Source organism: Elioraea rosea (genome assembly GCF_007644105.1).
Taxonomy (GTDB): domain Bacteria; phylum Pseudomonadota; class Alphaproteobacteria; order Acetobacterales; family Acetobacteraceae; genus Elioraea_A; species Elioraea_A rosea.
In genome coordinates this window covers 51,171-69,351 of sequence record NZ_VFAC01000010.1, presented here as the reverse complement: position 1 = coordinate 69,351, position 18,181 = coordinate 51,171, and the positions used below count along the sequence as shown (strand labels likewise).

Here is an 18,181-nt window from a genome sequence, read left to right as displayed (position 1 = left end):
GCATGCCACCGCCCGATCTAAGTCACCCCTCGAAGATCGGTTCGGGCAGCCAGATGAAGCCGTTGGCATGGCGCGCGATCGAGCCAACGCCCGGGAAGGGGAAGTGATAGACGACCGCCCGCGTGCCGCTCGCGGCGAGCTCGCCGGCCACGCGCTGGCGGGTCGCTGCCCCCTGCGCCTTGTCGCTGTCGAAGATGTTGTGCCACTGCGGATTCTGCAGAAGCAGGACGTGGTGGTGGAACACGTCGCCGATGTTGACGAGGCGCTTGCCCTCGCTCTCGATCACGTAGGAATGGTGGCCGATCGTGTGGCCGGCTGACGCCATCGCCGTGATCCCGGGCACGACCTCGGTCCCGTCGCGCACCGGAATGATCCTGTCCCGCACCGGCAGCAGGTTCGTGCGCGTATAGAGCACGAAGTCGCGCGCTGCCGGATCGTTCAGAAGCGACTCCTGCGTCCAGAACTCGTAGTCGTTCATCGCGATCGCCACGCGGGCATTGGGGAAGTTCAGCCTGTCGCGGGCGTCGACGATGTCCCAGCAATGGTCGATATGGGCGTGCGTGATCGCAACGACGTCGATCGCCGCGGGGTCAATGCCCGCCAGCGCGAGGTTTCGGATGAGATGCCCGTTGTCCGGCCCGAGCGCCTTCGACCGGTCGCCCATGCCAGTGTCGATGAGCACCAAGTGCCGGCCCGTGTTGACCACGACGACGTTCTGCGGGCCGATCCACTTGTCTGTCGGCATCCGGTTCTCGCGGAGGATGCGCTCGACATCCGCCTTCGGTGCGTTCTCGAGCACGACATCGAGCGTCGGCAGAACGAGCGGGCCGTCGCTCACCACCGTGATCTCGAACACGCCGTGCCGGAACCGGTAGAAGGGCGGGGCGTTGGTGTTGAGGAATGGTGCTGCGGCATCGGCGGCGCGCATGCCGAGAAGCGGCGCGGTCGCGGCGGCGGCCAGCATCAGGCGGCGGCTGACCGACGGGGGGGGGGCGTTGTCAGACATGGTGTCTCCCATCACGGGCCGCGCGACCGAGTGTTCGCGGCGGCGATGACAGGAGACCCCGATCGTCGCCGCATGCGCAAGCCGCCAGTGCGGAACGACTACTCCACGGACTCCACCGTCAGACCCTCGCCGCGTCTTGGCGCGCGTCGTGTCGCGGCGGCGGCGAGTTTCCTACGCCTCTGTCCGCCCAGTACGGCGGCACGCGATATCATCCGGATCGGCGTCACGCGGCGCGCCTCGCCGAGGCCGTGATCGCCTTCGGCTGCCCAATCGGAGAACGCAACGGTGCGAAAGGCAGGCAGCGCGATCAGCGTCGTGCCGTCCATCTTCATGGGCCGTTCGACGATCCATTGCGCCGACTTCCCGGCGACCGGGAACTCGGCGGGATCCGGCGCGGCAAGGCGGTAGGCGACGAGGACCGATCTGGTCTCGTTGGCGATGTGGATCTCGACGGCCCTGCCATCATCCACGCGGTGTAGGCAGGCGAGCATGCTGTCGCCCGGCGCAACGGGAAGCCGTGCGATGACGACAGGTGGGTGGTGCTTGCCGCGCACCCACCACTGGTGCCACGCATAGTTGACCCATTGTCCCTTCTCGTCGAAGCCGTGCATGGTCCCGACCTGGGGCATCGACGGCGCATTGCGACGATACCCGTCGAGGCCGACCCAGACGGAGCAGAGCTGCGGCAGGGCCGTGTCGGGCCGTTTCTCCGCCATCGGCGCGGTCCATGCGCCCCAGACTTCCTCGAAGCGCTCGCCGTAGCGCGGCAGCGTCACCGCACCTGACCAGTTCCAGCTCGTGTTGCTCGCCCGTCGACGGCGCAACGGCATGACCTGCTCGGCCGGCCGCCGATCGGGCTGTGTGGCGTTCCGCACGCGTGGCCGGTCGGCAGGGCTCGCGGCTGCTGCCGGCGGAAAGTTCGGATCCGGCGCGAAATCCTTCGGTGCGAGCGGTGCGGGCGCGGCTTGCGCGTTCGACACGGCCTCCATCCGCGCACGCATGGCAGCGATCCTTGGCAGGCCTGGCGACGGCACCGGCGGCACCAGGCCACCCGCGAGTGCCGAGACGCCGATCTCCTGGAGTGTCGTGAAGGTCATGACCATTCCGCCTTCGCCGTGGCGAAGAGCTTGTGCGAGGTCCGCGGGTGGGCCCCATGCTCGGTGAGCACCGCTACGAGCTTCGGCTTGAGGTGCCCGGCGAGGATCTCGCCGGCGATGGTGTCGCTTCGGAAATGCAAGCCGGCGATCTCGCGATTGCGGCCGATCCTTCTCGCCAGGGTGTGCAGCGGCGACGGCCGCGTTCCGGCTCCGCTCGCGATGCCGGCATAGGGTGTGCCGGTGACGATCTCCTCGATGCAGAGCGCCATCAGCGTCGCCTGCGTCGCGTGCCCGCTGGGATAGGAGGCATGTCCCGGCACGGGGATGGGTGGGCAGAGGGCCGGGCAAACCTGGGACGGGCGCGGCCTGTTGTAGATGGCCTTCAGGTGCATCACCGCGGCCGTTGCGACCGCGCACGCAGTCTGGAGCACCAGGTAGGTGCAGGGGTGCGAGCTCGGCGTGATGGTGAGCAGGCACATGAACTCGGAGAGGAACTCGGCGTCCTGGCCGAAGATCTCGGCCAGCGCGTCCGCCCTCTCATCCTCTGCAAGGCGGATCAGCGGTTCGATCTCGTCGGCCGGGATAGGCTTGCCAGTGATCGGATCATTGATGCCGAGCTGGTCCCAGCGCTTCACCGTGGCAATCAGGCCGATTTTCCAGTCCGTTTCGAGGAAGCGGACGAGGATGGGCCAGGCCAGCCATTGCGCGGACCATGCCTTGAACCCGTCGTTCGGGAGGTTGAGCGTGCTCGTCGCGGCTTCACTGACGAAGGGGAAGTCCACTCGGTCGGCGAAGATCGCGCCGCCGGAGCCCCCGAGAATGCCGGCATGGCCTGTGTTGGCGGTGTTTGCCGTGTTGGCGGTATTCGCTGTGTTCGCACCCATGATTTCCCCCTGGTGTGTGGCACGCCGATCGTGCCGTTTCAGAAACCTGCGGCGCGGAACCTCGATACGAAGCTCTCGAGCAGGCGGCCGCGCAGCGGAGTTCGGGCAATGAACCGTTCGAGCGTGAACTCGGGTTCCGTCTCGCGGATGCGCTCCGCGGTCTCGGATGCTTCCTGCATCCGACCGAGCGCCACGAGGCTGACGAGGATGGTCCGGAGGTTCGGGGTGTGGCGCGGGTTCAGTGCGGCCGACCGCCTGCCCCACGCCACCGCCCTCTCGTAGTCGCCATTCACATAGTACGATTGCGAAAGGTAATGGTAGTAGAGGAAGCCGATCGGGTCGTAGGGCGCGAGGCGCACGCCGCGCAGGCAATGCGCGACCGCCTGGGGCCCATCCTCCATCCATCCGTGGTTCACCCCGCTGAACCCCCACGCCGGCGCACAGTTCGGACCGACGGCGATTGCCCGTTCGAGCAGACCGCCGGCGGTCTCGAAATCCCTCAGCGTGTAGCCGATCGCATAGCCGCTGACGGCGAGCGCAAGCGCGTCGTTGCCGTTTCGCTGGATGGCGGACACGGCAGCCCTGCGCCCCTCCTCCGCGTCCTCTGCGATGTCGGGAGACCACCCCATCGCGATGCGCAGGATGTGCCACCACGCCATGTAGGCGAAAGCCGTCCCGTAGGTCGGATCCTCGAGCTGCGCCTGGCCGAGAAGCGCGCGCGCCGTCGCGAAGGAGGCGGGCTCGAGCCGCTGCAGGTGGGCGAGTGCCTGAAGGACGAGATCATAGGCATCGAGGCTGTCGGGATGCCGGCGCATCGCCCGGCGGATCTCACGCTCGCGCAGTTCCGGCGCGAGCGTGGTCGCCACCTGCAACGAGATGCGGTCCTGCAGCGTGAAGAGGTCGCTGGCCTGCCCGTCGTGACGGTCTGTCCGGATGAGCTCGCCCGTCCGCGCGTCGCTGAGCTCGACCGTGATCCTGAGGCGGTCACCGGACCGACGCAGGCTGCCGCCGAGCACGTACTGCACGCCGAGCGCCTCGCCGACATCCAGCGGCGAGGCTTCCGGGCCATAGGCGTGGGTCGAGCCGCGGGAGATCACGGTCAGCCCGTCGAGGCCGGAGAGTACGTGGAGGATTCCCTCGATCATCCCTCCTGCAAAATAGTCATCGCCCTCCGGCGCAGCGGTGTCGCGGAACGGCAGGACCGCGACGGAGGGGCCGGGGTCGCGCCTGCCGGAGCGCCGGCCGGCTTCCGATGCCACGGCGGCGATGTCGAGCGCCTGCGGCCGCGCCAAACGAACGCTCAACGCGCGCACCGGCTCGGCGATATGGCGGAGATGCAGCGGCCCGAGGTCGGTCACCCGGCCGGGCAGGGGCGAGCGCGCCTGGTCGGCCGCGGCGCGCGACACCACGATGCTTCCGGGTTCGGCATAGCACTGGAGCCGCTGCGCGGTGTGGATGTCGGCGCCGTGGATGTCGCCCTGCGTACCCTCGAGGACCTGGCCGAAATGGACCGCGATCCTAACCGGGAGAGACGCGTCCTGCGATTCCTCGCCGAGCGCCTTCTGGACGGAAGCCGCCCAATCGATCGCGTCATCGGCGGAAGGGAACGCAAGCAGAAGCCCGTCGCCCGCCCGGTCCACCACCCGGCCGCGATAGGCGTCGACAAGCGGCTCGATGACGCCGCGCCGCACGCTGCTCCACCGCCGGACCGTTCCTTCCTCGTCACGCTCGGTCAGTCGGGCGTAGCCGGCGACATCGAGGAAGGCGAGCGCCGTCGCGCGGCGTGTCAGGATGTCCTGCGGCTCGTGCACACCAACGGCTGTCATTACCTTTCGCCTGTCTGGAATGTGGTCGTCCAAGAGGGACGGCGGGAGTCCAGCCCCTGCGGCGTCCCCTGCTGTCCTAGCCAACCTTAATGCAGCGCGTGTTCGTTTTGCGTGCGAAATCGCACCGATCGGCGTGGCCGCCCCGCGGGAACGTCCGCTCCGCCGGCCTGGCTACCCCCGCAGTGCCTTCGTCTCGGCGAGATCGTCCTCGAGGAAGGCGCGCACCAGAGCCTCGAGACCTTCATGCGCGCGGAACCCAAGCGCCTTCGCCCGGGCGTCGCGGAAGCGGGCCGGCCAGGTGCCGACGATCGCCTCCACCTCCTTGTCCTCCACCCGGCTGACCAGCCGCATCGCCGCGTGGCCGCCGACCGATTGCAGCACCTCCATCATGTCGCGCACCGTCACGGTCAGCCCGGGCGGGTTGATGCCGCGGTCGAGGCCGAGCGCCTTGCCGTCGAGCGTTGCGGCGTGGATCAGCCAGTCGGTCGCGGCGCGCGGCGAGGCGATCCAGAGCGCGAAGCTCTCCGGCACCGGCAGGAACGCCTCCTCGCCGAGGAAGGGCTCGCGCAGGATCGAGCTCGCGAAGCTGCTCGCCGCCCGGTTCGGCCGCCCCGGCCGCACCACCACCGTGGGCAGGCGGAGCGAGACCCCGTCGATATAGCCCTTGCGCGAATAGTCGTGGATCAGAAGCTCTCCGGCAGCCTTCTGCGCCCCGTAGCTGTTGCCCGGAACCGGCCGCGTCGCCTCGTCGATCACCGCCTCCTGCCCGCCGGAGAAGGTCGCGACCGAGGAGGTGAACACGACACGGGGCTTCGCGCCCGAGGCACGGCAGGCCTCGAGCAGGGTGCGGGTGCCGTCGAGGTTCACGTGCCAGCCGAGGTCGAAATCCGCCTCAGCCTGGGCCGAGACCACGGCGGCGAGATGGATGACCACACCGGTTCCGGCATCGACGAGGCGCGCGGCATCGGCAGGGTCGGCGATATCCCCGGTCAGGCAGGCGACGGGGAAGGCGGCGCCGGCGGGGGGCTTCGGCTCAGCCACGTCGAACAGCGTCATCGCGGTGATGTCGCGCTTGCCGAGCTTGCCCATGGTTGCGAGGCGCCCGGCGACCTTGCGGCCGAGGAACCCCGCTCCTCCCGTGATCGTCACCCGCATCGGCGTTGCCTCCCCCGCTATGATCGCCACGTTCATCGCTCGCACTGCGCCCGGGCGCAAGCGCCGAGGGGAGGCGCCGCCCCGGCTTCGGCGAGCCGTTTCAGGGAGAGGGATCGATGCTGAGGGCATTTGCCGCGCTCGCGATGATGGTCGCAGCCACGGCCGCGCAGGCGGCGGATCTCGGCGCGCTGAACCGCGCCTGGCCGAACGGCGATGGGCTGCCGGAGGGAAGGGAGGTGACGTGGCCGAGCACGAGCCCGTTCACCCCGCAGGAAGCACTCTGGAAAAGCGCCCCCGAGACGGAGGCGACCGGCACGCTCTTTCCGGCCCGCCGCGCCGCTGGCGCCCCACCGCCGCCGGCCGTCATCCTCCTTCACGGATCGGGCGGCGTGCTGTGGGCGCGCGAACGCACCTATGGCCGGCAGTTCGCGGCGATGGGAATCACTGCGCTCGTGGTCGATGCCTTCGCCGCGCGCCGTGACCGCGGCACGTCCTTCACCGAGCGGCTGCTGAACATCACCGAGAGTATGATGCTGGCCGATGCCTATGCCGGCTTCCGCTGGCTCGTCGAACGCGGCGAGGCGGACCCGAAGCGCATTGCCCTGATCGGCTTCAGCTATGGTGCGATGGCGACGATGTACGCGCTCAACGAGAACGCCGCCCGCGCCTTCGCTCCGAACGGCGAGCGTTTCGCCGCGCATGCCGCCTTCTACGGCCCCTGCATCGCCCGCTTCGAGGATCCGCGCACCACCGGCGCGCCGCTCCTCATGCTCTATGGCACGGATGACGAGTTGATCGACCCCGCGCGCTGCAACGAGACCGCGCGGACGTTCCGCGAGGGCGGCAGCCGCGTGGAGGTCATCGCCTACGAAGGCGCGGCGCACCAGTGGGACGGCGGCTGGGGCCCGCGGCGGATCGGGCGGCTGCTCAATGGCTGCAACATCCAGCTCGCGCGAGACGGCGCGGTGCGTGACCTCAACAGCGGGCTCGAGATGTCGGGCCGGCTGTCGCGGATGATGATCCTGGGCCTCTGCGTCGAGAACAAGCCGTACCTGATCAACGCCGACCCGGCGGTCCGCGCCCGCAGCAACGCCGATCTCGGCCGCTTCCTCGCAGGCGTGTTCGGCGCGGGGTGACGGCCGCCCTCAGGCGTGGTGCGCGAGCGCGGCGGCCAGCAAGTCGCGAAGCTGGCTGCGCAGCCCATCCGGGCTGAGGATTTCGACCGATCGTCCCCAGGTGAAGATGTGCCAGCACATCTCCTGCGCGCCGCCTGCTCGGAAGCGCACGATGAGGCGCCCGTCGCCGTCGCGCTCGGCTGACTGCGTCGGGTGGAAGCGCCACTGCGCGGCCTCGTCCGCCGTGTCGGCAGCGAAGCGAAGAGTGACCTCGAACGGCTCCTCCTGGAACGTGCCGAAGGCGCGGGTGGCGAAATCCTGCAGCGAGAAATCCCGCCGGCGCAGGAAGGGGATGTTGCCGAGCTCGAGGCTGCTCATGCGGTCGAGCCGGTAGAGCCTCGGCTCCGTCCACGGTTCCGGCGCGGCCACCAGCAGGGGCCGACTGCCGTAGAGCAGGCCGTAAGGGTGCACGGTGATGCGCGAGGCCGCCGCGGCGCTGCGCGAGCGGTAGTCCATTGAGACAGGCAGGCAGGCGAGGATGGCACGGCGGAGCTGGCCGATCAGCCCGTCCGGCAAGCTCGGCCGCGGCCCCGGGCGGAGGGCAGAACCTTCCGCCTCCATCAGCACCTCGAGATCGGGCTCGACGCGGCGCAGATGCTCCGGCCGCGCCATGGCGCGCAGCTTCGCCGCCGCCTGGTCGAGCGCCACGGCGCGTTCGTCGAGCCCGCGGCCGCGCCATTCCGCTGCCGCTGCCTCGATCGAGGCAAGCTCCTCCGCGCCGAGCGCGACGAGGCCGCCGAGCGTTCCCTGCGGCAGCCGCCAGCGGCGGACGCGCTCGCCCTGGTCGCACCGCTCGAACTGCGGGAAGACGCGCGCGACGGCGTCGCGCATCCGCTCCGCCGTGCGGCGGCCGACCGAGAACTCCCTCTGGATGTCGCCGAGCGAGAGGCCTTCGCGCGTCCCCTGGAATGCCAGCGCGAGGCGCAGAATTGTTTCGAGTTTGAGATAGTGCATCGCTGTCGAATTCCCCCCTTGCTCAATAGGGTTCCATTATGACCGTCCGGCGACGGAGGCAACAGCGCTCATCCGGCCAACCGGAAGCCGATCGGTTCCGCAGCGCCACGGCCGGCCGCCTCCTGACGAAGCAGGGCGAGAACCGAGGCATCGTCGTCCTCCTCTCCCATCAGCCGCGCCTTCCGCGCGGCGAGTGCGAAATCGGCCGGAACCAGCGGAGGCAGGGCGGCGAGTGCCGCCGGCGCGGGCCGGCCGAAGAAGCGCGCGAAGGCGAGCGCCGCGCGCGACGCCTCGAGCGGCGCGAAGCCGATCTTGACGAGGAAGCGCCTCTGGCATGCCGGGTCGAGCCTGTCGGGCAGATTGGTCGTGCAGGCGAACGGAAGCGGGTGATGCTCCATCCAGGTCAGCAGTTCGTTGACCTGTGTCACTTCCCAGGCCTGCGTGGCCGACCGCCTGTCTGCCAGCAGTCCGTCCGCCTCGTCGAGGATCAGGAAGCCGCCGCGCTCGCGGGCCTCGGTGAAGGCCGCGGCGATCGCCTTCTCGCTTCCGCCGACATAGCAGGAGAGGAGGTCGGAGGCGCGCTTGAGCATCGGCTTCAGGCCGAGCCGCGTGGCGAGGTGGCGGGCGAAGGCGCTCTTGCCCGTGCCGGGCGGGCCGGAGAGAAGCAGCGACACCGCGCGCGGCGCGCCGGGACGCGCGAGCCTCGACGCGAGCTGCTCGAGGTCATGGTCCGCCGCGGTCAGAGCGGGGTCGAACTCCTGTTCCGTCTCGGCTTCGGCAGGAGGCAGGGCGCCGCCCGCCATCGCCCGGCTGACGCTGAGCGCGCCGAGCCGCACCGCTTCCGCGCCGCCGCCCGTCATCGCCGCCGCGGCGACGGCGGAGACAGCGATCGCCGGTGCCGCCGGAACCTCGCGCGCGAGCCTCGCGATCTCCCGGCCCTCCATCTCGATGCCGGAACGGGCGAGCTCGCGCGTCCACAGCGCCGTGCGCACCGAGGCCTCCGGTACGCGCATCTCGAGCGCGAAGGTCATCCGCCGCACGACGGCCGGGCCCAGCGCCTCGACGCTGTTGGTGGTCCATAGCATCGGCACGGGCGTGCCCTCGAGCAGGCGGAGCAGGTGCGCGCGCGAGCGCTCGCCGCCGAACAGCCCGCCGAAGCCGCCGTCGAACAGGTCCTCCGCCTCGTCGAACATCAGGAGCGCGGGCGAGCCTGCGGAGAGAAGGCGCTGGGCGAAGCGCATCTCCGCCAGGCGCTCGGTTCGGCCTGGCTCGTTGCCCTCCTCGTCCGCCTCGGCGACGGCGAAGAGCGGCACGCCGACGGCCGAGGCGAGCGTCTTGCAGAACTCCGTCTTGCCCGTACCGGGCGGGCCGTAGAGGAGGATGTGCGTGCCGGCCCGGCGGGTGCGCAGGGCGGCGCGGAGAAGCTGCGCGGCGTGCGCGACACCGGGGCCGAGATGCTCGAACTCGGCAAGGCCGAGGCTCGGCGCCATCGCCGGCCCGAGAAGCCCGGCGGCGGCGGCGCGGGCGGAGGCGGGAGGGATGTCGAGCGGGTCACCGAGCCGCCGGCGCAGCCGCTCGAGCACCCTGAGGCCGCCATCGGGCTCGACGCCGACCAGCCCGGCCGCGCGAAGCGGCGCTCCAGGCCCAAGCCTGCGCTCGACCACCGAGGGAGGCAGGCCGAGCAGAAGGGAGATGAGCGGAATGTCGGCCGAGAGCCGCATCTCCCCGCCCATCGCCTCCGACAGCACGTCGTACAGCCGCTCCACAGGGCGGTGGATGCGATAGCGCAGCACGAGGCCGAGGATCGCCGTCTCGTGCGCATCGAGCCCTGCGGCGGAGGCGAGCGTCTCTAGCCGGGCGGAGAGAGGCGAGCGCGGCTGGCGGGCAAGCATCGACGCACGGCGGGAGAGGCGCTCGCCCAGGCGCTTGACGGCGGCAGCATCGGCTTCGGAGCGGTCGCCGGCGAAGAGGTCGGCCTGCGCGGCCTTGGCGCGTCCCCCGGCGCGCGTGGCGAGCCCGAGCGCATCCTCGAAGCTCGCGGCCCAGGCGGCAAGCGCGGCGGCCCGGCGCGACTTCCTCGGCAGGTCCGCAAGTGCTGCGAGCCCATAGCCGATGATCACCTTTTGTTCGCCTGCATCCATGACTGCCTCCTGCACGTGACGGTTGCGACCGTAGGGGCTTCATACGACAGAGATGGACGCATCTTCCCTCGTGCCGGCAGTCGCGGAACTCTCTCCCCATGTCGCTCCTCCCCAGCCTGCCCTTCCGCCTCCAGCTCAACGCGGCGCGTGACCGTGCCGGCGAACCGGTTCTGGACCTCGTCGGCCGTGCCGATGCGCTTACCGAGATCCGCTCCTGGCCAGGTTATGAGCCGACGCCGCTCGTCGCGCTTCCCGGCCTCGCGGCGGAAGCCGGGGTCGGCGCGCTCGCCTTCAAGGACGAGAGCGGCCGGTTCGGTCTCGGCAGCTTCAAGGCGCTCGGCGGCGCCTATGCCGTAGCGCGCCACCTCTCGCGCAGCCTCGCCGCGCGCGGCATCCACGCAAGCTCGGCCGACCTTGCCTCCGGCCGGTTCGCGGAACTGACGCGCGGGATCACCGTCACCTGCGCGACCGACGGCAACCACGGCCGCTCCGTCGCCTGGGGGGCGGAGCGGTTTCACTGCCGCGCGGTGATCTACATCCACGAGACCGTCAGCGCCGGGCGCGAGCAGGCGATCGCCCGCTACGGTGCCGAGGTGCGGCGCGTGCCTGGCAACTACGACGACGCCGTGCGTCGCGCCGCCGAGGATGCCGCGCGCGAGGGCTGGACCGTCGTCTCCGACACCTCCTACCCCGGCTACACCGACATTCCGCGCGACGTCATGCAGGGCTACCGCGTGATGGCAGAGGAGGCGATCGGCCAGTGGCGCGCGGCCTTCGGCGCGGCGCCGACGCACGTCTTCGCGCCTGGCGGCGTGGGCGGGGTCGCCGCCGCGGTGGCAGCCGAGCTCGCGCTCGCCTTCGGCCAGCGCGACATGCCGCGCCTCGTCGTCGTCGAGCCGGACCGGGCGGACTGCCTGCTTCGAAGCGCCGAGGCGGGGCGGCCCGTCGCGGTGGAGGGCGACCTCGACACGATGATGGCCGGGCTCGCCTGCGGCGAGGTCTCGATCCTCGCCTTCGACGAGCTGCTCTGGCGCGCGCATGCCTTCATGGCCGTGCCGGACGATGCGGTTGCCCCCTGCATGCGCCTTCTCGCCGAAGGCCGCGGCGGCGACCGGCGCCTCGTCGCGGGCGAGAGCGCAGTCGCCGTGCTCGCCGGGATGATCCTTCTTCGCAATGATCCCGGCGCCGCCGCTTCGCTCGCGCTTGGGCCGGATAGCCGCGTGCTCCTCTTCGGCACCGAGGGCGCGACCGACCCCGCTCTCTATCGCGAGATCGTGGGCCGGGCAGCCGAGGAGGTTGCGGCCGGTTGACTGGCGCCACCATCCGTATCATCTCGCGGGGGACAGTCACGTCCCGGGAGACGTCCATGCTGAAGCTCGACCGCCGCACCCTTCTCGCCGCATCCGCCGGCGCAGCCCTCGCGCCACGTGTCGCCCGCGCCCAGGACTGGCCGACCGCGCCCGTTCGGATGATCGTTCCCTTCGCCGCTGGCGGGCCGACGGACGTTCCCGCCCGCCTCATCGCCGACAAGCTGAGCGAGAAGCTGCCGCAGCGCGTCGTCGTCGAGAACCGCACGGGCGCGGGCGTCGTCGTCGGCACCGAGCTCGTCGCCCGCGCGCCGAAGGATGGGCAGACGATCCTCTACTCGACCATCGCGCATGCGGTGCTGCCGCCGCTGTTCCCGCGCCTCACCTTCAACCCGCTCGAGGATTTCCAGCAGGTCGCCCTCGTCGCGGTCGTGCCGATGATCATGATCGTGAACAAGGACCTGCCGGTGAACACGCTTCCGGAGCTGATCGAGCTCCTGAAGAAGGAGCCGGGCAAGTACGACTATGGCTCGTCGGGCAATGGCGGCGCGGTGCATCTCGCCTGCGAGCTGTTCCTCGCTCTTGCGGGCGTGAAGGCGAACCACATCCCCTATCGCGGTTCTTCCGCGCTGATGCCCGACCTTCTCGCCGGCCGCCTCGCCTTCACGATCGATGTCGCCGCCTCCGGCATCACCTATGTGCGCTCGAACCAGGTGAAGGGGCTCGCCATCAGTTCCGCCCGACGGTCGTCGGTCGCGCCCGACATGCCGACCTTCCAGGAGCTCGGCGTCGCCGGCTACGAGGCCTATACGTGGCACATGATGCATGTTCCGGCAGGCACCCCGCGCCCGATCGTCGACCGGATCAATCGGGTGACCAACGAGGTGATGGCAATGCCCGACATCAGGGCGCGGCTCGCCGAGCTGACGGCCGAGACTGTGTCGGACAGCACGCCCGAAAGCGCGCGCGAGTTTTTGCTCTCCGAGAACCGGAAGTGGAGCGACATCGTTCGCCGCGCAAACATCACCGTCAACTAGCCGGGCCGGCACGGCCGGCCGCGATCAGGGGGGCGCGCTCGTTGGCGCGCCCCTCGCACGTAAGCGGCTGCTCTTCAAGGCCGCGAACGCGGCCCGCCGCTGATGCGGCGAGCCAAGCCGCCGGAGGCGGCGCCCGGCGATTGAGGGCGAGAACAAACTTGATACCAGCGGTCGGCGACCGCTGGTCTCACGGCGCGCCGTTGGCGAGCCAGCCGCCATCGACAGGCAACACCGCGCCGGTGATGTGCGCCGCAGCGGGCGAAGCGAGGAACAGCGCGAGCGCCGCAACCTCCTCGGCCTGGCCGAGCCTGCGCTGCGGACTGCGCGCGGCGATCACCGACGTGTCGATGCGGCCTTGCGCGACGAGGGCGGAGACGAGATCGGTCTCGATGTAGCCAGGCGCGATGGTGTTCACGCGCACCCCGTGCCGCGCCCACTCGCAGGCGAGTGACCGCATCATGCCCGCCACCCCCGCCTTGGTCGCGCAATAGGCGGAACGATCGGCCGCGCCCGCGACCGAGTAGATGCTGCCGAGCGCGAGGATCACGCCGGAGCCCTGCGCGACCATCCTCCGACCGGCCGCCTGGGCGGTGAAGAACACGCCGTCGAAATTGAGCGAGACGATCTGCCGCCACCGCTCTGGCGTCAGCTCAAGCGCGGGGATCTTCGCCGCCACCCCCGCGTTCGCGACCGCGACGTCCACCCCGCCCCAGGCCGCATCTGCCGCGGCGAAGGCGGCTTCGATGTCGGCGGGATCGGAAGCGTCGCCGCGATGCGCGATCGCGCCATCGGGCAGGGCGTCGATGTCGTCACGGTCCTGCATCAGAACGCGCCCGCCATGTGCGGCGAATCCCTCCGCGATGGCCCGCCCGATGCCGCGCGCGGCGCCTGTGACGAGAACGCGAAGCCCCGTTTCGGGAACGGCGGAAAGCATCCTCACACTCCGAGATAGGCGCGGCGGACATGCGGGTCGCGCAGCAGCGCAGGGCCGGTGTCCTGCATCACGATGCGGCCGTTCTCCAGCACATAGCCGCGCGTGGCGATCGACAGCGTGTGGTAGATGTTCTGTTCCACGATCAGCACGGTCGTGCCCGCCGCCACGACGCGGTCGACGATCTCGAACACCTGCTTGACGATCATCGGCGCGAGGCCGAGCGAGGGCTCGTCGAACATCAGCAGCCGTGGGTTGGCCATCATTCCCCGCGCGATCGCGACCATCTGCTGCTCGCCGCCCGAGAGGCTTCCCGCGTACTGGTCGAGCCGCTCGCGCACGCGGGGGAACAGCGCCAGCACCTCCTCCATCCGCTCCGGGATGGCGGCGCGCGCGGCAGGCTTGTAGGCGCCGAGCATCAGGTTCTCGCGCACCGACATGAAGGGGAAGAGCTGCCGCCCCTCCGGTACGAGCGTGATGCCGAGATCGACGATGGCGGGGGGCTTCAGGGCCGAAACGTCGCGCCCGTCGATCAGCTTCCGCCCCGAGCGCGGGCGGACCAGCCCCGCGATCGTCCGCAGGATGGTCGTCTTTCCCGCGCCATTGGCGCCGACGATGGTGACGACCTCGCCGGGGGCGACGTCGATCGTGACATCCGACAGCACCTCGACCGCGCCGTAGCCAGCCGAGACGTTCTCAAGCCGAAGCAGCGACATATTCCTCGCCCAGATAGGCCTCGATGACGGTCCGGTCCTTCGCGATCGCCTCCGGAGAGCCTTCCGCGATCATCCGCCCGGAGTTGATGACGACGATGCGATCGCTGATCGCCATGATCGCGGCCATCACATGCTCGATCGCGATGATCGAGACACCGCTGTCGCGGATCGTGCGCACGAGCTCGACCGCGAGCGCGACGTCGGACGGGTTCAGCCCTGCCATCACCTCGTCGAGCAGCAGGATGCGCGGCCGCATCGCCAGCGCGCGCGCGACCTCGAGCCGCTTCGCACCGCCCACCGTGAGGCTCCGTGCCTCGAGGTCGAGCAGGTGGCCAAGCCCGCAGAGCGCCGCGACGCGCTCCGCCTCCGCTTCGGCCTCCGCGCGCGAGCGGGCGTGGTGGAACGCGCCGAGCATGATGTTCTCGCGCACGGACAGGCCTGCGAAGGGCTGCACGATCTGGAAGGTGCGGCCCACGCCGGCATCGGCGAAGCCGTGCGGTGCATCTGGCGTCACCCACTGGCCGGATGCGTCGCGCACGCGTACCGAGCCCTCGTTCGGCGGGAGGAAGCCGGAGAGAAGGTTGAACAGCGTCGTCTTGCCCGCGCCGTTCGGGCCGATGATGCCGAGCACCTCGCCCTCGCGCAGCGTCAGCGAGACGTCGTTCGTCGCCACGAGGCCGCCGAAGCGGCGCGTGAGGTTCCGCGCCTCGAGGATCGGCTCGCCGATCGGCGGGCGCGCGCGCGCCTCGTCGCGCGCTGGCGCCGCCGGGGGAGGGCGGTGCGCCGGGCCGGCCCAGAGGGCGAAGCGCGGCTTCAGCGCGCCGACGATGCCTTGCGGCATGGTCAGCACGATGCCGACGAGAACGAGGCCGTAGACGAGCCCGTGCAGCCCGTTTGCCGTCGCGCCGAGCCAGCCGCGCGCGGCCTCCGCGATCGGCACGACGAGGAGGGTGCCCGCCACCGGCCCCGCCACGGTCCCGAGCCCGCCGATCAGCGCGAACATCGCGAGCTGGATGGCGGTCGCGAGGCTGAACATCGTCTCCGGCTCGATGAAGTTCAGGTAGATTCCGTGGAACGAGCCGACGAGGCTCGTCAGCGCCGCGGAGACCGCGACGGCCGCGAGCTTCACGCGCGTGGTGTTCACGCCCACCGCCTCAGCCGCATCCTCCCGCTCGCGCACCGCGAGAAGCGCGTAGCCGAAGCGTGAGCGGCGTATGAGGGTGGCGACGGCGATGCACAGCACGAGCAGCCCGAAGGCGATGAGGACGGTGTTTTCCCTCTCGCGGAACAGCATCCAGGCCCAGCCGATGCGCTGCTCCATCCCCGTCGCGGTCGTCGCGAACATCGGCACGGGAATACCTGCGCTGCCGCCCGTGAAGTCCTTGAAGTGGATGGCGAGAAGCCGCACGACCTCGAGGAAGGCGATGGTCGAGAGCGTGTAGAAGGGCCCCCGCAGCCTCAGGCACGGCCAGGAGACGAGGACGCCCGCGGCCGCCGAGACGGCCGCGCCGGCGAGCATGCCGAACCAAGGAATGATGCCGAAATGCTGGTTCAGCAGCACCGCCGCATAGGCGCCGATGCCGTAGAAGATGGTGTGGCCCAGCGAGAGCTGGCCCGCGAAGCCGCCGACGATGTTCCACGCCGTCGCCATCGCCGCGTAGACGAAGATGGTGACGAACACATGCTGCCAGAATCCGGCATCGGCGATCAGCGGGATGATCCAGTACGGAAGCGCGAAGAGAAGCGCGAGCGCGGCGAGCCCGGCGATCGAAAGCGGCCTCACTCCGACCCCCTGACGCCGAACAGCCCCGCGGGCTTCAGCACGAGGATCAGAAGGAAGATGAGGAAGTAGACAACCTCCTTCAGGTCGGGCGCGACGTAGTAGCCGGCGAGGCTGTCGACCAGGCCGATGATCAGCGCACCGGCGACGGCCCCTTCGAGTGAACCCATGCCGCCGAGCACGACGATGACGAAGGCCGTCAGGGCGAAGTATGTGCCCACCGTCGGGAAGGCGGGGAAGAGCGGCGAGAGCACCGCCGCCGCGAGCCCGACGCAGGCAGAGCCGATGCCGAAGGTGATGATGTAGATGCGCGGCACGTCGATGCCCATAAGCGGTGCGGCGTTGCGGTTCTGCGCAACCGCGCGGATGGCGCGGCCGAGATGGGTTCGCTTCAGGAAGAGCACGAGCGCGGCGGTCGCCACCATCGAGACGGCGAAGGCGACGAGGAAGCCGCGCGCGACCGACAGCCCGGCAAAGCGCACCGGCTCACGCGCCCAGGGCAACTCGGAGGTGCGGATGTCAGCGCCGAACAGGATCAGCGCGAGGTTGATCAGCGCCGTGCCGACGCCCACGGTCGCGAAGATCTGGATATGCGGGTCGGCATCCATCAGCGGTTGGATGATGAAGCGCTGCATCGCCGCCCCCGCGGCGAACAGGATGACGACCAGCGGCACCGCGGCGAGATAGGGCGTGAGCCCGACCTTGGAGGAGAGCAGCCAGGCGCCGAACAGCCCGGCCATGAAGAGCTCGCCATGCGCGAAGTTCACGACGCGCACGATGCCGAACACGAGGGTGAGGCCGATGCTGATGAGAGCGAAGGCGCCGCCGAGCAGCAGGCCGTTCACGATTAGCTGCGGAAGCACTTCCATGCGGGAGGAACCGGGTCGTGTCGGAAAGGAGAAGGGGCGGCGTTGCCGCCGCCCCCCATGCGTCGTCTCAGGTGGCGCCGAGGCCGATGCGGAGCTCGGCCACCGCCGCCTCGGGCGGGAACACCGTCACCTGCTGCTCGCCCTGCCACTGCAGAAGGAACGGCCGTGCGCGCGTGTTCTGGCCCTTCTCGTCGAACTTCGCACCCCAGCCTGTCGGCGTCGTGTACTCGGGCACGTCTGTCGCGAGCACGGCGGCGCGCACGCGGTCCTTGTCCATCGAGCCGGCGCGGGCGAGCGCGTCGAAGAACACGCGCGCGCCCATGAAGTTCGCGAGGCTGTGGCCGGAGCGCGGCGGGTGGCCGTACTTGCGCGCATAGGCCTCGACGAACTGCTTCACGCCCGGCGCGACGCGCTCGTTCACCGCGAACTGGGTGAAGTCGACATTCAGCGTATTCTGGAAGTCGGACCCCACGGCCTTCATCGTGTCCGTCAGGCTGTATCCGGCTCCGGAGCCGATCACCGCCTTCGGCTTCCACCCCGCCTCCTTCATGCCGCGATAGAACAGGAGGATGTCGTTCTGGTAGCCGGTGTGCAGCACGACATCGACATTCGCCCCGCGCAGCCTCTGCACCACCGAGGAGAGGTCGACGGCGCGGACGGAGTAGGACAGGTCCTCCACCATCTGGTAGCCCAGCTGCTGGATGCGTGCCTTCTGCGCCGCCGACACGGTCGTGCCGTAGATGCCGTCCTCGCGGAGCACGGCGATGCGGAGCGATTTCGGGTCCTGCCCCAGCTTCTGCGCGATGCCGGTGACGGCGTCGACCGTCCCTTCGCCGAAGAACTTGGCGACTGGGCAGGTGCGGAACAGGTAGCGGAATCCGCGCTCGGTGATCGGGTCGGAGATCGCGCCAAGCTCGAAATAGGGGGTGCCGGCAAGCTCGGTCACCTGCGTTGCGGCGAAGGACAGCGGCGAGGCGTAGGTGCCGAAGATCGCCTGCACCCGCTCGACGCTCATCAGGCGGCGCGCCTCGCCGATCGCCTGGTTCTGGTCGACCGCGTCTCCGCGGATGATGCGGATGCGGGCATTGCCGATCCCGCCGGCCGCGTTGCGTTCCTCGACCGCGAGCTCGAAGCCGCGGAAGCTCTCGTCCCCGAGGAGGGCGAGGGGGCCGCTGAACGGGTAGAGCGCGCCGAAGCGGAGGTCCGATCCTTGTGCGGTGGCAGACCGTGCGGCCAATGCAACCGTCCCGGCGAGCGTGCCGGCCAGAACGTGTCTCCTCCTCATCCCCGTTTCTCCTTGTTG

Annotated in this window: 15 protein-coding genes; 3 read left to right on the top strand and 12 right to left on the bottom strand. The window is 70.1% G+C overall.

Annotated elements, in window-relative coordinates; all coding sequences use genetic code 11:
• Positions 1-22: 22 nt before the first annotated feature.
• From FIF60_RS08950 to denD, 5 genes are all read right to left on the bottom strand, one after another.
• On the bottom strand, positions 23-1,006 hold the full coding sequence (locus FIF60_RS08950; RefSeq protein ID WP_144185728.1) for an MBL fold metallo-hydrolase: 984 nt from the start codon (positions 1,004-1,006) through the stop codon (positions 23-25).
• 98 nt (positions 1,007-1,104) lie between these two features.
• Positions 1,105-2,103 (bottom strand): G1 family glutamic endopeptidase, encoded by a 999-nt coding sequence (locus tag FIF60_RS08945; RefSeq protein ID WP_158639130.1) that lies wholly within the window; start codon positions 2,101-2,103, stop codon positions 1,105-1,107.
• Positions 2,100-2,987: a phosphatase PAP2 family protein gene (locus FIF60_RS08940; protein ID WP_158639129.1), complete on the bottom strand. Its 888-nt coding sequence runs from the start codon at positions 2,985-2,987 to the stop codon at positions 2,100-2,102. The genes FIF60_RS08945 and FIF60_RS08940 overlap by 4 nt, the downstream gene beginning before the upstream one ends.
• 38 nt (positions 2,988-3,025) lie before the next feature.
• Positions 3,026-4,813, bottom strand: a complete 1,788-nt coding sequence (locus FIF60_RS08935) for an adenylate/guanylate cyclase domain-containing protein (protein ID WP_144185725.1) — start codon at positions 4,811-4,813, stop codon at positions 3,026-3,028.
• Positions 4,814-4,984: 171 nt separating this feature from the next.
• Positions 4,985-5,968: a D-erythronate dehydrogenase gene (gene denD, locus FIF60_RS08930; RefSeq protein WP_144185724.1), complete on the bottom strand. Its 984-nt coding sequence runs from the start codon at positions 5,966-5,968 to the stop codon at positions 4,985-4,987.
• 116 nt (positions 5,969-6,084) lie between these two features.
• On the opposite strand from denD, the gene FIF60_RS08925 reads away from it, so the two are divergent.
• Positions 6,085-7,104, top strand: a complete 1,020-nt coding sequence (locus FIF60_RS08925; protein WP_239451562.1) for a dienelactone hydrolase family protein — start codon at positions 6,085-6,087, stop codon at positions 7,102-7,104.
• Positions 7,105-7,113: 9 nt separating this feature from the next.
• Here FIF60_RS08925 and FIF60_RS08920 read toward each other — a convergent pair whose 3' ends face one another.
• Both FIF60_RS08920 and FIF60_RS08915 read right to left on the bottom strand, forming a co-directional pair.
• Entirely contained in the window at positions 7,114-8,097 is a 984-nt protein-coding gene (locus FIF60_RS08920; RefSeq protein WP_144185723.1) for a helix-turn-helix transcriptional regulator, read from the bottom strand.
• Positions 8,098-8,165: 68 nt separating this feature from the next.
• Positions 8,166-10,238: an ATP-binding protein gene (locus tag FIF60_RS08915; RefSeq protein ID WP_144185722.1), complete on the bottom strand. Its 2,073-nt coding sequence runs from the start codon at positions 10,236-10,238 to the stop codon at positions 8,166-8,168.
• Positions 10,239-10,336: 98 nt separating this feature from the next.
• On the opposite strand from FIF60_RS08915, the gene FIF60_RS08910 reads away from it, so the two are divergent.
• Together FIF60_RS08910 and FIF60_RS08905 are read left to right on the top strand one after the other, a co-directional pair.
• Positions 10,337-11,548 (top strand): diaminopropionate ammonia-lyase, encoded by a 1,212-nt coding sequence (locus FIF60_RS08910; protein WP_144185721.1) that lies wholly within the window; start codon positions 10,337-10,339, stop codon positions 11,546-11,548.
• A 56-nt stretch (positions 11,549-11,604) separates the two neighbouring features.
• Entirely contained in the window at positions 11,605-12,582 is a 978-nt protein-coding gene (locus tag FIF60_RS08905; protein ID WP_144185720.1) for a Bug family tripartite tricarboxylate transporter substrate binding protein, read from the top strand.
• A gap of 187 nt (positions 12,583-12,769) precedes the next feature.
• Here FIF60_RS08905 and FIF60_RS08900 read toward each other — a convergent pair whose 3' ends face one another.
• The 5 genes from FIF60_RS08900 to FIF60_RS08880 all read right to left on the bottom strand — a co-directional run bounded on the left by FIF60_RS08900 (position 12,770) and on the right by FIF60_RS08880 (position 18,163).
• Positions 12,770-13,516 (bottom strand): SDR family NAD(P)-dependent oxidoreductase, encoded by a 747-nt coding sequence (locus FIF60_RS08900; protein ID WP_144185719.1) that lies wholly within the window; start codon positions 13,514-13,516, stop codon positions 12,770-12,772.
• 2 nt (positions 13,517-13,518) lie between these two features.
• The gene (locus FIF60_RS08895; protein ID WP_204251143.1) at positions 13,519-14,229 is read right to left on the bottom strand and encodes an ATP-binding cassette domain-containing protein; all 711 of its coding nucleotides are present in this window, start codon (positions 14,227-14,229) and stop codon (positions 13,519-13,521) included.
• On the bottom strand, positions 14,210-16,012 hold the full coding sequence (locus FIF60_RS08890) for a branched-chain amino acid ABC transporter ATP-binding protein/permease (protein WP_144185718.1): 1,803 nt from the start codon (positions 16,010-16,012) through the stop codon (positions 14,210-14,212). The genes FIF60_RS08895 and FIF60_RS08890 overlap by 20 nt, the downstream gene beginning before the upstream one ends.
• Positions 16,009-16,878, bottom strand: coding sequence for a branched-chain amino acid ABC transporter permease (locus FIF60_RS08885; RefSeq protein WP_144185717.1), 870 nt, complete (start codon positions 16,876-16,878; stop codon positions 16,009-16,011). Before FIF60_RS08885 ends, FIF60_RS08890 begins: the two co-directional genes overlap by 4 nt.
• 67 nt (positions 16,879-16,945) lie before the next feature.
• A complete protein-coding gene (locus FIF60_RS08880) occupies positions 16,946-18,163 on the bottom strand; it encodes an ABC transporter substrate-binding protein (protein WP_144185716.1) in 1,218 nt (405 codons plus the stop codon).
• Between the last annotated feature and the right edge of the window lie 18 nt (positions 18,164-18,181).

Bases quoted from the DNA above. Each gene is read 5' to 3' on its own strand.
- FIF60_RS08910 (WP_144185721.1), top strand. From the start codon at position 10,337: ATGTCGCTCCTCCCCAGCCTGCCCTTCCGCCTCCAGCTCAACGCGGCG.
- FIF60_RS08895 (WP_204251143.1), bottom strand. From the start codon at position 14,229: ATGTCGCTGCTTCGGCTTGAGAACGTCTCGGCTGGCTACGGCGCGGTC.
- FIF60_RS08880 (WP_144185716.1), bottom strand. From the start codon at position 18,163: ATGAGGAGGAGACACGTTCTGGCCGGCACGCTCGCCGGGACGGTTGCA.
- denD (WP_144185724.1), bottom strand. From the start codon at position 5,968: ATGCGGGTGACGATCACGGGAGGAGCGGGGTTCCTCGGCCGCAAGGTC.
- FIF60_RS08885 (WP_144185717.1), bottom strand. From the start codon at position 16,878: ATGGAAGTGCTTCCGCAGCTAATCGTGAACGGCCTGCTGCTCGGCGGC.
- FIF60_RS08900 (WP_144185719.1), bottom strand. From the start codon at position 13,516: ATGCTTTCCGCCGTTCCCGAAACGGGGCTTCGCGTTCTCGTCACAGGC.
- FIF60_RS08915 (WP_144185722.1), bottom strand. From the start codon at position 10,238: ATGGATGCAGGCGAACAAAAGGTGATCATCGGCTATGGGCTCGCAGCA.
- FIF60_RS08925 (WP_239451562.1), top strand. From the start codon at position 6,085: ATGCTGAGGGCATTTGCCGCGCTCGCGATGATGGTCGCAGCCACGGCC.
- FIF60_RS08920 (WP_144185723.1), bottom strand. From the start codon at position 8,097: ATGCACTATCTCAAACTCGAAACAATTCTGCGCCTCGCGCTGGCATTC.
- FIF60_RS08940 (WP_158639129.1), bottom strand. From the start codon at position 2,987: ATGGGTGCGAACACAGCGAATACCGCCAACACGGCAAACACCGCCAAC.
- FIF60_RS08905 (WP_144185720.1), top strand. From the start codon at position 11,605: ATGCTGAAGCTCGACCGCCGCACCCTTCTCGCCGCATCCGCCGGCGCA.
- FIF60_RS08950 (WP_144185728.1), bottom strand. From the start codon at position 1,006: ATGTCTGACAACGCCCCCCCCCCGTCGGTCAGCCGCCGCCTGATGCTG.
- FIF60_RS08935 (WP_144185725.1), bottom strand. From the start codon at position 4,813: ATGACAGCCGTTGGTGTGCACGAGCCGCAGGACATCCTGACACGCCGC.
- FIF60_RS08945 (WP_158639130.1), bottom strand. From the start codon at position 2,103: ATGACCTTCACGACACTCCAGGAGATCGGCGTCTCGGCACTCGCGGGT.